The sequence below is a fragment of the Helicobacter sp. 219-2 genome (assembly GCF_030053225.1).
GTDB classification, from domain to species: Bacteria; Campylobacterota; Campylobacteria; order Campylobacterales; family Helicobacteraceae; genus Helicobacter; species Helicobacter pylori_C.
Genome location: NZ_JASGBS010000001.1, coordinates 1305803 through 1320019 on the forward strand (window position 1 = coordinate 1305803; position 14217 = coordinate 1320019).

At 38.8% G+C, this 14217-nt stretch carries 16 protein-coding genes and 2 tRNA genes; 6 read left to right on the forward strand and 12 right to left on the reverse strand.

Annotation, left to right across the window (positions count from 1 at the left end; all coding sequences use genetic code 11):
* Positions 1-28 precede the first annotated feature (28 nt).
* The 4 genes from P6280_RS06325 to P6280_RS06340 all read left to right on the forward strand — a co-directional run bounded on the left by P6280_RS06325 (position 29) and on the right by P6280_RS06340 (position 2533).
* Positions 29-103: transfer RNA gene (locus tag P6280_RS06325), tRNA-Cys, on the forward strand.
* Between the two features lie 47 nt (positions 104-150).
* Positions 151-238, forward strand: a tRNA-Ser gene (locus tag P6280_RS06330).
* Positions 239-365: 127 nt separating this feature from the next.
* Positions 366-1856 (forward strand): Na+/H+ antiporter NhaC family protein, encoded by a 1491-nt coding sequence (locus P6280_RS06335; RefSeq protein ID WP_283237307.1) that lies wholly within the window; start codon positions 366-368, stop codon positions 1854-1856.
* A gap of 314 nt (positions 1857-2170) precedes the next feature.
* Positions 2171-2533 carry a hypothetical protein gene (locus tag P6280_RS06340; RefSeq protein ID WP_180515438.1) on the forward strand — a complete coding sequence of 121 codons (363 nt, stop codon included), beginning with the start codon at positions 2171-2173 and terminating at the stop codon, positions 2531-2533.
* Between the two features lie 559 nt (positions 2534-3092).
* On the opposite strand, the gene P6280_RS06345 is transcribed toward P6280_RS06340, so the two are convergent.
* Genes P6280_RS06345 through accD form a run of 3 tightly spaced genes read right to left on the reverse strand, consistent with a single transcriptional unit; the run spans position 3093 to position 5451 of the window.
* On the reverse strand, positions 3093-4106 hold the full coding sequence (locus tag P6280_RS06345) for a LapA family protein (RefSeq protein WP_283237308.1): 1014 nt from the start codon (positions 4104-4106) through the stop codon (positions 3093-3095).
* 9 nt (positions 4107-4115) lie between these two features.
* The gene (gene rlmH, locus P6280_RS06350) at positions 4116-4568 is read right to left on the reverse strand and encodes a 23S rRNA (pseudouridine(1915)-N(3))-methyltransferase RlmH (RefSeq protein WP_001203873.1); all 453 of its coding nucleotides are present in this window, start codon (positions 4566-4568) and stop codon (positions 4116-4118) included.
* Positions 4569-4581: 13 nt separating this feature from the next.
* Positions 4582-5451, reverse strand: coding sequence for an acetyl-CoA carboxylase, carboxyltransferase subunit beta (accD, locus tag P6280_RS06355; protein WP_000505036.1), 870 nt, complete (start codon positions 5449-5451; stop codon positions 4582-4584).
* 80 nt (positions 5452-5531) lie between these two features.
* Between accD and recO the strand changes: the two genes are divergently transcribed.
* Positions 5532-6146 (forward strand): recombination protein RecO, encoded by a 615-nt coding sequence (recO, locus tag P6280_RS06360; RefSeq protein WP_283237309.1) that lies wholly within the window; start codon positions 5532-5534, stop codon positions 6144-6146.
* A gap of 10 nt (positions 6147-6156) precedes the next feature.
* On the forward strand, positions 6157-6813 hold the full coding sequence (locus tag P6280_RS06365) for a CinA family protein (protein WP_283237310.1): 657 nt from the start codon (positions 6157-6159) through the stop codon (positions 6811-6813).
* Between the two features lies 1 nt (position 6814).
* Here P6280_RS06365 and P6280_RS06370 read toward each other — a convergent pair whose 3' ends face one another.
* From P6280_RS06370 to P6280_RS06410, 9 genes are all read right to left on the reverse strand, one after another.
* The gene (locus tag P6280_RS06370; protein ID WP_283237311.1) at positions 6815-7381 is read right to left on the reverse strand and encodes a hypothetical protein; all 567 of its coding nucleotides are present in this window, start codon (positions 7379-7381) and stop codon (positions 6815-6817) included.
* A gap of 65 nt (positions 7382-7446) precedes the next feature.
* On the reverse strand, positions 7447-8079 hold the full coding sequence (gene rdxA, locus P6280_RS06375) for an oxygen-insensitive NAD(P)H-dependent oxidoreductase RdxA (RefSeq protein WP_283237312.1): 633 nt from the start codon (positions 8077-8079) through the stop codon (positions 7447-7449).
* Positions 8076-8930: a prolipoprotein diacylglyceryl transferase gene (gene lgt, locus P6280_RS06380; protein ID WP_180428143.1), complete on the reverse strand. Its 855-nt coding sequence runs from the start codon at positions 8928-8930 to the stop codon at positions 8076-8078. Before lgt ends, rdxA begins: the two co-directional genes overlap by 4 nt.
* Before the next feature lie 9 nt (positions 8931-8939).
* The gene (locus P6280_RS06385) at positions 8940-9668 is read right to left on the reverse strand and encodes an RluA family pseudouridine synthase (protein ID WP_283237313.1); all 729 of its coding nucleotides are present in this window, start codon (positions 9666-9668) and stop codon (positions 8940-8942) included.
* Between the two features lie 11 nt (positions 9669-9679).
* Complete coding sequence (waaA, locus tag P6280_RS06390) at positions 9680-10861, reverse strand: lipid IV(A) 3-deoxy-D-manno-octulosonic acid transferase (RefSeq protein WP_283237314.1); 1182 nt, start codon at positions 10859-10861, stop codon at positions 9680-9682.
* A complete protein-coding gene (locus tag P6280_RS06395; RefSeq protein WP_283237315.1) occupies positions 10862-11626 on the reverse strand; it encodes a zinc ribbon domain-containing protein in 765 nt (254 codons plus the stop codon). It abuts the gene before it with no gap.
* Positions 11627-11635: 9 nt separating this feature from the next.
* Positions 11636-12367 (reverse strand): GTP cyclohydrolase I, encoded by a 732-nt coding sequence (locus P6280_RS06400; protein ID WP_283237316.1) that lies wholly within the window; start codon positions 12365-12367, stop codon positions 11636-11638.
* A 1-nt stretch (position 12368) separates the two neighbouring features.
* Complete coding sequence (glyQ, locus tag P6280_RS06405; protein ID WP_283237317.1) at positions 12369-13265, reverse strand: glycine--tRNA ligase subunit alpha; 897 nt, start codon at positions 13263-13265, stop codon at positions 12369-12371.
* 13 nt (positions 13266-13278) lie between these two features.
* Complete coding sequence (locus P6280_RS06410) at positions 13279-14217, reverse strand: NAD(P)H-dependent glycerol-3-phosphate dehydrogenase (protein ID WP_000401716.1); 939 nt, start codon at positions 14215-14217, stop codon at positions 13279-13281.

A 14217-nucleotide genomic window follows, 5' to 3' on the forward strand; every position in this document is an offset into this window, starting at 1 on the left:
TCAATAGATGTGTTATTGTTAAATTTAAGGCGACATAGCCAAGTGGTAAGGCATGGGTCTGCAAAACCTTGATTTCCCGGTTCGAATCCGGGTGTCGCCTCCATATTGTAGTCATTTAGGGACTTTTGTAAGGGACTTTTATGAAAATAGCGGGAGATGGCTGAGTGGTTGAAAGCGGCGGTCTTGAAAACCGTTGAGGGTCATACCTCCGGGGGTTCGAATCCCTCTCTCCCGGCCACTTGATTAAAATCTTTTAAGCGATTTGTTTTGGCAAATTCATCTCTTCTTTTATAACAAAGAATTTTGTGAATATTGATTGTCTCTTTTAATTGAAATTTAAAGATTAGTTTAAAGGATTTTATTCGGTGGGATTGTCAGCATCAAGCCTTATTGTTCCTTTTAGCGTTATTTTAATGGTGGTTTTCACTAAAAGAGTCGCGCTCTCGTTGTTTGTGGGCATTTTAGTGAGCGCTGTTTTAATGCATTCTTTACACCTTTCTCAACTTGTAGAATATATTTATCATAAAATCACTTCCGTTTTTTACACTTATGAGCCAGAAAAGGGGCTTATTTTCAATCTTTCCAACCTCTATGTTTTTGGGTTTTTAATCTTTCTAGGCGTCTTAAGCCAAGTGATTTTAAAATCCGGTAGCGTGCAAAACTTTGTCAAAAAAGCTAAAAAATACTCAAAAAACGCCAAAACCCCTGAATTTATCGCCTTTTTTTCAGGCATCATTATTTTTGTAGATGATTATTTTAACGCCCTGACCGTGGGGCAAATCTCAAAGTCTTTAAACGACGCTCATAATTCCACACGAGAGCGCTTGGCTTATATCATAGACTCCACTTCAGCGCCGGTGTGCTTGCTAGTCCCCATTTCTAGCTGGGGGGCATATATTATGGGGATCATGAATAACGACAGCTCGCCCTTATTAAAGGATAGTTTTTCGGTGCTTGTGCAAAGCTTGAGCAGTAATTATTATGCGATTTTTGCACTCATTGCAGTCTTTCTCACCATTTTATGGCAAATCAACCTCCCTAGCATGAGAAAGTATCAAAACATAGGCGTGAAGGATTTTTATAGCGAACAAGAAGAAAGTTCTTCAAAACTGGCCCCCTTGAGTTTGTTGCCCCTTTCTATTTTATTATTGATTGTGTCCATTTCATCATTGATTTTTTATACAGGAGTGATCTTAAAAAACACCGATGCGAGTTTTTCGCTCTTTTATGGAGGGCTGTTTTCGCTCATGGTTACTTATCTTTTAGCTTATAAGTTTTTAGAAAAAGGGAGCTTTTTTAAACTCATGCTTGATGGCTTTAAGAGTGTGGGGCCGGCGATACTAGTCTTAACGCTCGCTTGGGCTATTGGGCCTGTGATTAGAGATGACGCTCAAACAGGGCTTTACTTGGCCCACATCAGCAAGGAGTTTTTAAATAGTGGGGGAGGTGCGTATATGCCTTTAATCTTTTTTTTAATCTCTGGGTTTATCGCTTTTTCTACCGGCACAAGCTGGGGGGCGTTTGCGATCATGCTTCCCATTGGAGCGGGCATGGCTCATGAAAGCGATATTATTTTGATTGTCTCAGCGATCCTTTCAGGCGCGGTTTATGGCGATCACACAAGCCCCATTTCTGACACAACTATACTATCAGCTACGGGGGCAGGGTGTTCGGTGCAAAGCCATTTCATCACGCAACTCCCTTATGCGACTATTGCGATGCTTTGTAGCGCGGTGAGTTTAGGGGTGGCAAGTTTTATGCATTCGCGCTCGCTCGCGCTTGTAATCGGTGTGGCTTTGCTTGTGGGGGTGTTTTATCTTTTAAAAAGGTTGTATGGTGAAAATCTGAAAACTTGAATATTGACTCAAGTAAAGCTTAAAAATCTCATTTTTTAAAATTAAAATAAGGTTTTAGCGATCCCTATTGGATTAAAAAAGAGTCTTATCTCATTATCAATCAATTTAAAAAAATTATTCAAAAATAACCATCAATTATAAAAATCTTCACAATTCTCTAAATCGTAACGCTTTTTTAAAAAATACATTTTTTTTAATTTTTTAATCAACCATTAAGGTGTTTTAGGTTAAATTTCCTTATCTGTTAAACATACGGATAATGTTATATCTTAAGGAAAGAAAATGGGGTTAGGACACTAATAAGTTTAGGGATTTTGTTAAGCGTTTTGAATGGCGATGATCTGAGATTGTATCCAAAGCCTTTAGTCTATTCGGCTGGAACTGGGATTATTGGGATTGATATTGACAAACGGACATTTTATAAACGAGCGTTCGCTTTCACGATGAAATCGTTGTTCGGTGAAAACTTGCTTTTGTTTGTCAAATTAAAGCATTCTGCGTTGATGAGCAAACACATGAAAGGGCCTTTGGAAAACCGCCATCATCATTCTTTCACTAAAAATTATGAAAAAGCGATCAATGGTTGTCAAAAGTATTTCCATATCAAATTGCCTGAAGGCGCTCCTAGCAACTTCAAATCAGGTTCATACATGGCCACTATGGTGGTGCGTTTTTAAAGCATTATTTGGGGTATTCTTTAATACCTTTATCATCTTTTAAAAACACAAATTTATTTTTCTAGCTTTTTTTAATATTCTTAGGATTTTTTATCCCACTAGCACGAAGAACTCTGCCCTTTAGGTCGCAAGATGTGAGCGCATAGCCGTTAGGCTAAAAGAGGTTAAAATCCCCCTAGTCTTTTATAGGGTAGGAAATATCCATGCAGGCTTTAAAGAGCCTTTCGTGTTAGCATTCAATGTTTAGTTAGGAAACCCCTTTCTTTAGAAAGGGGCGCTTCTCACATTGATTGAGTGGGGTATTTTCAAGATATTGATAAAATTCATAGAAGAAAATAAAAAGGCTTTTGTTTTTATCAAATACGGATTACTAAAGCTTTTTATGGTGGGTTATAGCGTAGGCTTTAGTTGTTTCTTTTTAGGATTAGTTTAAGGTTTAAAGCATTACTCTCTTTTCTCTTATCATTTGGCGCTAAAAGCGACTCAATTAGCCCATTTCTTGAATTTTTTGCAAGCATCTATTTTTATCTGCCCTAAAAACATGAAGCCAAACAAACCCCTACAAAAACGCTTCTAATTTATAAGCTTTTTTATGCTCTTGTTTCAAATCCATGTAAGCGTTTAAAAGCATGTATTCTTCAAAGGATAAAACCGCTAGATGCTCCTTAGCGAGATCGTTCATTTCTAATTCTAACAACACGAATAAAAAGGCTTTTTGCGCCTTATCGTCTTCTTGGCTTAAAATCTCAAAAAATTGGAACCATTGATCAGGGACAAGAAATTTTTGCGCTTTTTGCGCAAGCTTCAAATAATCGTTCTTGTCATAACCCACCCTTTTGCAAAGCTCTGAAATCTTTAAAGTGTCTGTGTTCAAAGATTTTTCAAAAAAGGCTTTTAAAAAAGATTTCACACACTCTTTATCCAAGTTATCTTGCATCGCATTCAAAGCCTTCAAAACCTCTTTTTTGCTGCCTTTTTGGGCGATTTCTATAAAAGCGTAGCGGCGTAATTCCAAAGGGATTTGTGCATTTGTTAAAACTTCAAAGGCGTTTTTCAAATCGTTATGAATGAAAGCTTTCAAGCGTTTAGAAAAATAAGCATGCTCATAGGCCAGAGAGTGCTTATCGTGATCCTTAGGCTCAAGGGTGTTATTTTCTATATTGTGGTAATGCTTAAAAAGGTTATCCACTTTTTCGCACCCGCTATTTGGCGTGTTTAAATCAGCCTTTAAATCATAGCGGGCTAAAATTTGAGAGAGGTTTTTAGCGAGATCGCTTTTAAATTTCGTTTTTAAAAAAGTCTTTTGGGTGTCTTGAGACAGGATTTGTTTGAGCAATTTGTCAAAATCCCTTTTTTCATGGTATAAGCGGATTTTATGGCTGAGATTGTGTTTGAATAAAAAAACCCATGAAAAAAAAGCGAACATGCCCAAAACGCCCATAAGCCATACCGCAATGGGAAGATTAAAGCTGTAACTCCCTAAATTAAAGGCGTAAGCTTGCGGATCAATACTATAAACAAACACACCAAAACCCACAATAAACAAAAATGTAAAGATAATGTAAAAACGCATGTGCACCTCCTATTTATGGTATGGATGCTTAAAAATAATGCTTAAAGCCCTATAGATTTGCTCGCATAAGACAATTTTAGCCACTTCATGGCTAAAAGTCATCTCGCTCAAACTCCAAGCTTGACAATCCTTTAAAAAATTTTCTTCAAACCCATACGCTCCAGCGATAAAAAAATTAATATTAAGATGATTTTCTAACATTTTACTAAACGCAAAGCTATCGCCCCTTTGAGCTTTAGGGTGTAAGGCAATATTTTTTGCCTTAGGGTTTAAATACGGCTCAAAAGCTAGAGAGTAGCTCTTTTGAGCGAGTTCTTTAGAAACTTTTTGAGCGTTGGCGGTATTTTTAGGGAATAAATCCACTAATTCCAGCTCGCAATCAAATTGCTTGCATTGCTTTTGATAGATTTTCACTAACTCTAAAGGCGAACTTTTAGCGATAGAATACACCACGCAACGCATCAATGTTAAAACTTTAAAAAATCTTTGAAGTCTTATGCATCATCATAGCGATGAGATCGCTCAAAGTTTTTTTCAAATCCTTCCTGTGCACAATCATATCAATCAAGCCATGCTCTAATAAAAATTCCGCTGTTTGAAAGCCCTCAGGCAAATCCGCCCCTATAGTTTGCTTAATCACTCTAGGCCCTGCAAAACCTATCATCGCCCCAGGCTCTGCGATAATGAGATCCCCTAAAAACGCAAAAGATGCGCTAACGCCCCCATAAGTGGGATCGCTTAAGAGCGAAATGAAAGGGAGTTTGGCCTCACTCAATCGGTTCAAAGCCGCGCTCGTTTTAGCCATTTGCATGAGCGAATAAGTGGATTCTTGCATCCTAGCCCCCCCACTCGCTGAAACAATCAATAACGCTTCTCTTTTAGCGACCGCGCGATTGATCGCTCTTACGATCTTTTCCCCCTCCACAGAGCCTAAACTCCCCCCCATAAAGCTGAAATCAAACACCACGATCTGCAAAGGCATGCGGTTGATTTTAGCCTCACCGCTGATCACTGAGCTTGGGCGGTTAGTCCTTTTTTCGTATTTTTTAATACGTTGTTTATAGCTCTCTTTATCCACGAAATTCAAAGGATCATTAGGCCGCAAGTGCTTGTCAAACTCTTCAAAACTCCCCACATCGCATAGAAATTCAATCCTTTCAGCCGCTTTCATGCGGAAATGGTAATGGCATTTCAAACACACGCTGTATTTACCAAACACTTCTTTATGATACATTAACGCATAACATTTAGGGCATTTCACCCAATGGCTTGGCTGTTCTTCCTTACTTGGCGCTGTCCGCAATTTATTGATCTTGAAATTTTTAAAGAAATCTGCAAATCCCATGTTTTTCCTTAATTTTGCAGTTTTATTAGGATTGTATCCAAGTTTTGCTTATAATAAACAAAATTAGCTTAAGAGTAGTGATGCAAGGGTTTCTTTTACAAACACAAAGCATAAGAGATGAAGATTTGATCGTGCACGTTTTAACCAAAAACCAAATCAAAACCCTCTATCGCTTCTACGGCAAACGCCATAGCGTGCTGAATGTGGGGCGTAAAATTGATTTTGAAGAAGAAAACGATGATCAATTTTTACCCAAGTTAAGGAATGTTTTGCATTTAGGCTATCTTTGGGAAAGAGAAATGGAGCGCTTGTTTTTTTGGCAACGCTTTTGCGCCCTCTTGTTCAAGCATTTAGAAGGCGTGCATTCTTTGGATAGTATCTATTTTGACACTTTAGATGATGGGGCTAACAAACTCTCCAAACAGCACCCCTTAAGAGTGATTTTAGAAATGTATGCCACGCTTTTGAATTTTGAAGGGCGCTTGCAAAATTACAATTCTTGTTTTTTATGCGATGCAAAATTAGAGCATTCTGTCGCTTTAGCGCAAGGGTTTATTTTAGCACACCCCTCTTGTTTGAAAACTAAAAGCCTGAATTTAGAAAAAATCCAAGCTTTTTTTCGCACTCAAAGCACGATTGATTTAGAAATAGAAGAAGTGGAAGAATTATGGCGCACGCTGAATTTAGGGTTTTGAAAGGTTAAAAATGAAATTTAAATTTTTGAATATGGATAATGAGAGCGGTTTTATTTTGATTGAAAAAGAATTGAAACGATTGGACATTCTCGCTCAAGTCAAAGAAGATTGCATTGAATTAAAAGGCGAAAATATCAAACAAGCAAGAATCTATCTTAAAACGCTTTTTAACTCCAATATTGTGGAATTAGACGATCATAAAAAAAGTGCAAACGCTTTAATAGAGTGCTTGAAATCTTTAGGTTTAAAAATTGCGGTGGCTGAAAGCTGCTCTGGGGGGTTGTTATCGCATGCATTCACTTCCATTAGCGGGGCTTCAGCGGTTTTTATGGGGGGTGTTGTGTGTTACAATGAAGAGGTTAAGCGCGAATTGTTGAAAGTCAATGCCACGACTTTAAAAGTCTTTGGGGTTTATAGCGAAGAATGCGTGAAAGAAATGCTACTAGGCGTGTTTTTAAATTTTAAAGTGGATTTAGTGCTGGCGATTAGCGGGGTGGCTGGCCCTAATGGGGGGAGCAAGGCTAATCCTGTAGGCACGATTTATATTGGCGTGCAAAAATTAGGATCTCAAGCTTTAATTGAACGCTGTTTTTTTGAAGGGAACAGAGAAAGCATTCAAAATAAAAGCGTAGAGCATGCCCTAAACATGCTCGCTAGAATGCTATAAACTACCTTAATGCGCAAACGCTACCAAATTCTTTTTGAGCGACCTTAGCGATGTAAGCGATTTCATTATCGTTAAGGTTTTCAACGCTCGCTTTTAAATACCTTTTGATTTGCTCAATCTGGCAACCCACTAGCTTGATTTTCACCACAGCCACCTCCGATTTTAAATTCGTATAGGTGTCAGATACCTGGATCTTAGTCGCTAGGTAATTATAGATAGCGTAGCTGATATTCGTAGTCGTTTGCTCGGACTCATGGAATTGCTCCATGAAGCGCTTTTTATACTTTATCATGATTTCATGAAAAACCACGATCAGGCTCAATTTAGCGTTTAAAGTCGCTTGCTCAATCCCTAAATATTTATTACTAACGGGGATATACGCCACGCCCATTTCTTCGTAGGGGATTTTAGCGTCTTCAAAAACCCAAGCAGGAGCATCAGACAATTCTGATTTCATGCTCTTTAAATCAGAGACTAAAATCCCATCATCTCTTAAAATACTCTTAGCGCTTAATGAAACGCTTGAAAACACCCCTAAAAGAGCGATTAAAACCATTCTTTTAAACAAAATACCACTCCTTAAACTTTAATTTTAGGTTTGATTATAGTTAAAAAGTTTTTGATTTTGTTTAATCACAACCAAGTAATTGCATCAACTTTTGATTTTCGTGATTTTTGGCTCGCTTCTGCCACCCTCTTACCCAATGCGATCAAACATGCGATTTTAGGCTTATTGATACGCTCTTCTAAAATCTCGCCCACTTTTAAAGGATCAAAGCCTCCAATAATGCAACTATCCAATCCCATTAAGCTCACGCCCATGCAAATTTGCCCCACAGCGATATAGCATTGTTCTAAAATATAGCTTTCTAATCTTTGCATGCTGTGGTTGAATCTCATGCCAAGCATTTGAGCAAAAGACGGGATCACTCTAACTTTATAAGGCTCCGGATAGAGGTTTTGCATGTAGTGGCTGTGCGGCAACAACTCGCTGGGTCTTAAAGGGCATACCGCCATTAACGCTGAAGCGCTTTTAATCATTTCTTCATTAAAATAGCTGTGTGTTGCAATTTGTTTTTTTACATCCTTATTAGTAACCATCACAAAACGCCATGGCTGCGTGTTGTAAGAGCTTGGCGATAGTCTGGCGATTTCAGCGATTTCTTCTAATTCTTCGCTAGAGAACTCATAATGGCTATCAAACATCTTGCAAGAATGGCGCTCGTTTAGTAATTGTCTTCTTTTTTCTTGATCCAAAAATTTCATTGATTTTCCTTTATTTTTTTAGAATTTTTCGTAGCATACAATAAAATCCCTAATGAAACAATTACCATAAGCAAGCTTAAAATCTGCCCCATGCTCAAATTTAAAAAATAAACCCCCATTTGGCTGTCCGGCTCTCTGTAAAATTCCGCAATAAAGCGCATCAAGGAATACCCCAAGCCATAAACCACAATCAGCAACCCATGCGTTTTGGTGTGTTTTTTAGCCCACATTACCATTAAAAACACGATAACCCCCTCTAAAAACGCTTCAATCAATTGGCTGGGATAACGCAATTCATTACCCACCATAATGCCTATGATTTGCCCTAAATGGCTGTCTTTGGGGACAATTCTCCCCACAAGCTCCTGGTTTAAAAAATTCCCAATCCTCCCAAAAACATACCCTAAAGGCAGGCTAATCGCAATCAAATCCAAATAAATCAAAAGCTTTTTTAGATCCTTACGGCTATAAAGATACGAAGCGATCAAAAACCCCACCAACCCCCCATGATAGCTCATCCCACGAATGCCTACAAAATCCCCATTGCTATCAAAAGGGTTAAAGATTTGCCAAAAATGCGTCAAATAATAGCTGGAATTAGGCTCATAAATAAGAATGTATCCTACCCTTGCCCCTAGCACGATGCCAAGCTCCGCCCATAGAAAATAACTCTCAAATTCCTTCCTTTCAATGGGGAATCGCTTGGGGTCTTTTTGGATCATTCTTAACGCCATATAAAAAGCGGTAACAATCGCGCACGCATACGCCAAACCATACCAATGCACTTCAATACTGCCAAGACTAAAAGCGATAGGGTTAAATTGATCATAAATCGTATTCCAAGCGTTCATGATCAATCCTTAAATTTCAAATTCTTTAGGGGGGATCGCTTCAAATTCATACCCTAGTAGCGCGATTTTATGCGCATGGAGCATCAAGCGTTTGGCTGAACCTGGCTCATTATTATAAAGCGTATCGCCTATAATGGGGTGGTTGATATGCTTTAAATGGACCCTGATTTGATGCGTTCTTCCGGTTTTGATTCCCACTTTTAAAAGGGTTTTTTTGTTGATGATTTTTAAAGGCGTGATTATCGTAACCGCTTCTTGCCCTTTTTTAGAGATTTTACTGAAAGCTTTAGTGGTTTTAATCGTAAGAATGGGAGCGTTAATTTCTTGCTCTTCTTCTATAATGCCTTGAGCGAGCGCTAAATACTCCTTTTTAAGCGCCCTGTCTTTAAAAGCCTTTTTAGCTTTTAAGTGGAATTCTGAATTTTCTTTCACCAATAAAATCACCCCGCTTGTTTCTTTATCCAAGCGGTGCAACAGTGCCCAACCTTTGAAAAAAGAAACTAAATCATAGCTCTCTATAAAGGGGGGTTTAAAAAGGGCTAGAATGTTTTCATCTTCAAAAATCACGCTGGGTTTTTCAACCTTTTGGACGCTAAAATGCGTGTTTTTGGGCAATTCTTTTCTGGCGACCATCAATTTCTTCCCCCCCACACTCACTAACCCCAAATCAATCAAAGCTTTGGCTTTTTTATGCGAAATGTTTTCTTGAACGCTCAATATTTTATAAGCTTTTTCCATGTTTATCCTTTTTAATGTTTAATGAATGCGAGCAATTCGTTTAAATCATGCCCGTTTTCTAAAAAACGCGCCACGCCTAAATTTTTGTAATCCAAAAGAGCGTCTAACAGATCCTCTTTTTGAACGATTCTATAAGGCTTGATTAATTCAAACAACGCTACTTGGTTGAAAATATACTCCCCCGTGATCAGACGCGCATTAAAAAACGCCGGCTCTAAAGGGTTATGCCCCCCCATTTTGACAAACGAACCCCCCAAAATGACAATATCTGCGATTTTGTAGAAATTATTCAATTCCCCCAAGCGATCCACTAACAAAACATCGCATTCCACAAAACCTTTTGAAGAAAAACACTCCAAATTAAAACGAGTCGTTTTTAAAACATCTTGCAATAAATTCTGCACGCTTTTAAAACGCTCAGGGTGGCGCGGCGCAACAAAAAGCCTTGCGTTTTTAAAAGTCTTTTTGAACTCCAAAAACGCTTTTAACCCTAATTCCTCCTCGCCCTCATGCGTGCTAGCTAAAACAATGTTTAAAGCGCTTGGGTTTTTAGGGTAAAACGAAGCGATTATAGGCTTTGAAAAACGCTTGATATTCAAAAAATCCACCACTTTTTTTGCCCCTAGATTCAACAAGCGCTTTTTATCTTCCTTGCTTTGCGCTAAAACTAAATCAATGCGTTTGAATAAAAGCGCATAAAAAAAAGAAAAACGCTGGTATTTAGGGTAAGAACGAACGCTGATCCTAGCGTTAATGAGCATGGTTTTTGCCCCTAATTTTTGAGCCGTATCAAACACATTAAACCACAATTCCGCTTCTGTAACCACCAAAGTTTTTAAGCGTTTTAAGTTTTTTTTCCATGCAAATAATAGGGTTTCAAAAGGCAAGTAACGCACTTCTATATGCTCCAAATTCTGGTAAGTTTGAGCGGCTAATTCAAAACCGGTATTAGTGGTAACGCTAATTAAAATCGGCTCTTTTAAAGCTTGAATGATTGGCTCTAAGGATTTGACCTCCCCATAAGAACATGCATGAAACCAAAAAACCGGCTCGCTTTTTAAAAAATTGTCTTTGAGGAAAAAACGAGCTTTTAAAGAATGGCGGTATTTTTCTTTAAAACTCCAAAAAAAGATGAAAGGCGCACCAAGAAGATGCCCCAAAGTTAAAAATAAAAGGTAGAAAAACTTAAACAATCAAACTGATTCTTGACTTTCTTTTTGGCTTTCTTTTGGAGATTGAGCGCTGTTTTCATACGCGCCCTCAGCGTATAAAATACGCCCACAATACGGGCAAGTGATCATATCCCCACTCGTTAGCACTTCAGTATAAATCTTATCGTTCAATCTAATAAAACAACCCCCACAAGCCTGTTTTTTGATCGTTACAATGCTCGTGTTTTTCGCCCATCTTCTAATCCTTTCATAAAAGCTATAGATTTTAGGCTCGGTTTTTTCCACGAGATCTTCTTTCTTTTTAAAGATGATTTGTTGGGTTTCTTTGATGTTTTTGACTTCATTTTCCACTAAGCTTTCCAATTCCAACGCTAATTTTTCAAGCTCTAGCATTTCTTTTTTCAAATCCTCTTGTTTTTCGCTTTTGTGCTTGATTTCATTTTGCAGGTTTTCAATTTCTCTGTTGGCCTGGTTGGATCGCTCTTTAGCAATATCTTCTTCAATGTTTAAAGAGCACAATTCCCTTTCGGATTTGATCTCGCTCATTTTCTTTTGGATACTGGCGATTTTAGCGTTCGCGTCTTGTAGGGTTTGCTCGTTTTTAGAAACCTGTAATTTTAGGGCTAATTTTTCTTCTTCTAAATTCAAGATCGCTTTATTTTTAGCTTCTTTATCATTCAAGGCTTTATCCAAGTCTTTCCGTTTTTCTCTGATCAATGGCTCTAAGGAGTCAATTTCTTTATCCAAATGCGAAATTTCAATCAATTGTTTGAGATGGGTGTTCATCGCTTTCCTTTAAATGATTTGCAAGGGGTTTTTAAAATTCTCTATTGTAACCAAATAATTGAAAGAATGCAAAATTTCAGCCATAATCAGCGCAAAACCCCTTTCGCTATAATAATGCGTGGCGTCAATCAGGCTTATCCCTAAAGATTGAGCGATCATAGCGTCATGGTATTTCACATCGCCTGTAACCAAACAGCTTTGCGCTTTTAAAGAATAGAACATGGACGCTCCCGATCCGCACACAAACGCTAAATCTTTAATGATTGGAGAACTTTTGACACACGCTAATGATCCCACCCCTAAAGAAGATTTGATTTTTTTTACCAACGCATCAAATTCCATATTAGCGTTTTCTTTCACTAACATAAGGCCTTTTTCCATCAAGCCATCAAACCCTAAAAGCGCGCTAGCGAAATGCTTGTTTAAATGCGTCTTGTCAAAATTCGTGTGCATGCTAATGACTGAAATGTTTTTTTGGATTAAGATTTTTAAAATATTACCCGGATAAGCCTCATCATTAAGCGTTTTTAAGGGCTTGAAAATTAAAGGGTGGTGCGTGATGATTAGAGCGTTTTTGGGAGCGTTTAGAGCGATTTTAAGCGTGATTTCTAAACATGCGATAATCTGGCTAAACTCATGATTTTCACTCCCCACATTCAACCCGCTATTATCCCATGATTCTTGAAGTTCAAAAGGAGAAAGGCGATTCAAAACTTCCAACACTTCCTTAACTAACGCCATTTTAAGCCTTTGTTAAAGCGTTTTTTAGGTGCTCTTCTCTCTCTTCTTCTTGCTCTTTATAAAGAACGGCACACCCTTTTGCCAAATCCCTGATTTGTAAAATATAATTTTGCCTTTCAGCCACCGAAATCGCTTTTCTGGCGTCTAAAACATTGAAAAAATGCGAGCATAGCATCACAAAATCATAAGCGGGTAGCGGGAGTTTGTTTTCCAAGCAATGCAAGGCTTCGGCTTGAGCGTTTTTAAACATTTCTAACAGCCTTTTCACGCTCGCTATTTCAAAATGATATTTGCTAAATTCGTATTCGCTTTCTAAATGCACTTGCGCGTAATTCACGCTACCATGATCTTTTTTAGCCCATTCAATCTCTAGGATATTTTCCACTTTTTGGACATACATCGCCAATCTTTCTAAGCCGTAAGTGATTTCTACGGGGATAGGGTTACAAGGAATGCCCCCCACTTGCTGGAAATAAGTGAATTGCGTAACCTCCATGCCATCAAGCCACACTTCCCAGCCAAGCCCCCATGCCCCTAAAGTCGGACTCTCCCAATTGTCTTCTACAAATCGTATATCATGCTCATTAAGGTTTATCCCTAACACTTCTAAGCTTTTTAAATAGAGTTCCTGGATATTAGAAGGGCTTGGCTTGATGACTACTTGGAATTGGTAATAACTCCCCAAGCGGTTAGGGTTTTCCCCATAGCGCCCATCAGTAGGCCTTCTAGAGGGCGCGACATACGCCACATTCCACGGCTTTTTATCCAAACTCCTTAAAAGCGTGGCCGGGTGGAATGTCCCAGCTCCTGCAGGAATATCATAAGGCTGGATCACCAAACAGCCTTGATTCTTCCAATACTCTTGTAATTTTAATAATAAACTTGAAAAATCTTGCATGCTCTCTTTCCCTTTAAGCGCGTCTGATCAAATCGTTCATGCTCTCTAGCACACTCTTACCCTTTAAAAGCAAGGCTAATTCGCTCGCAATGGGCGTATAAATGCCGTATTTTCTAGCGATTTCCACAATGGCGTTGGTCGTTTTCACCCCTTCAGCCACTTCGCCTAATTCTTCTAAAACCACCTCTAAAGGCTTGTTTTGGGCTAGTCCCAAACCTACACGATAATTCCTAGATAAAATAGAATTAGCGGTTAAAAACAAATCCCCAGCCCCAGAAAGCCCTAAAAAAGTCTCCGTCTTGCCCCCAAAGAACGCCCCAAAGCGCTGCATTTCCACCAAACCCCTAGATAATAAACTCGCTTTAGCGCTATTGCCTAATTTCAAACCATCACAAACCCCCCCAGCAATGGCTATCACATTTTTATACGCGCCAGCGATTTCACCCCCTATGATATCTTGTTGGGCGTAGGCTCTGATAAAAGAGGGGGTTTTATTGGCAAATTCTAGCGCTAAAGCCTGATTATTAGAATGAATGACTAACGCGCAAGGCAGGCCTTGAATGATTTCAGCCGCAAAACTCGGGCCCGCTAAAAAACACAAAGAATTAGGATCGATAAAATCCTTTGCGATCTCGCTCACAAACGCCCTGTTTAAAACCTCTATCCCTTTAGAAGCGATTAAAACCTTAGCGTTTTTGGGTAAAGAAGCGTTTTGAAACCATTCCCTTAAATGCTGCACGCTAATAGCGATGACATAGAGCACTGCTTTTAAGCCTCTTTGTAAATCCACTTGCTCTATGGGGGCAGAACCTTTAGAAATCAAAGCGTCATTGAGCTTTTTTAACGGCTCGTTTAAATCGCGCCTTGAAATGATTTTGACTTCATTCTTTTCTCCAAAAGCAAAGGCTAAAGCCCTCCCCCACGCCCCGCCACCAAATACTGCAATTTCCAT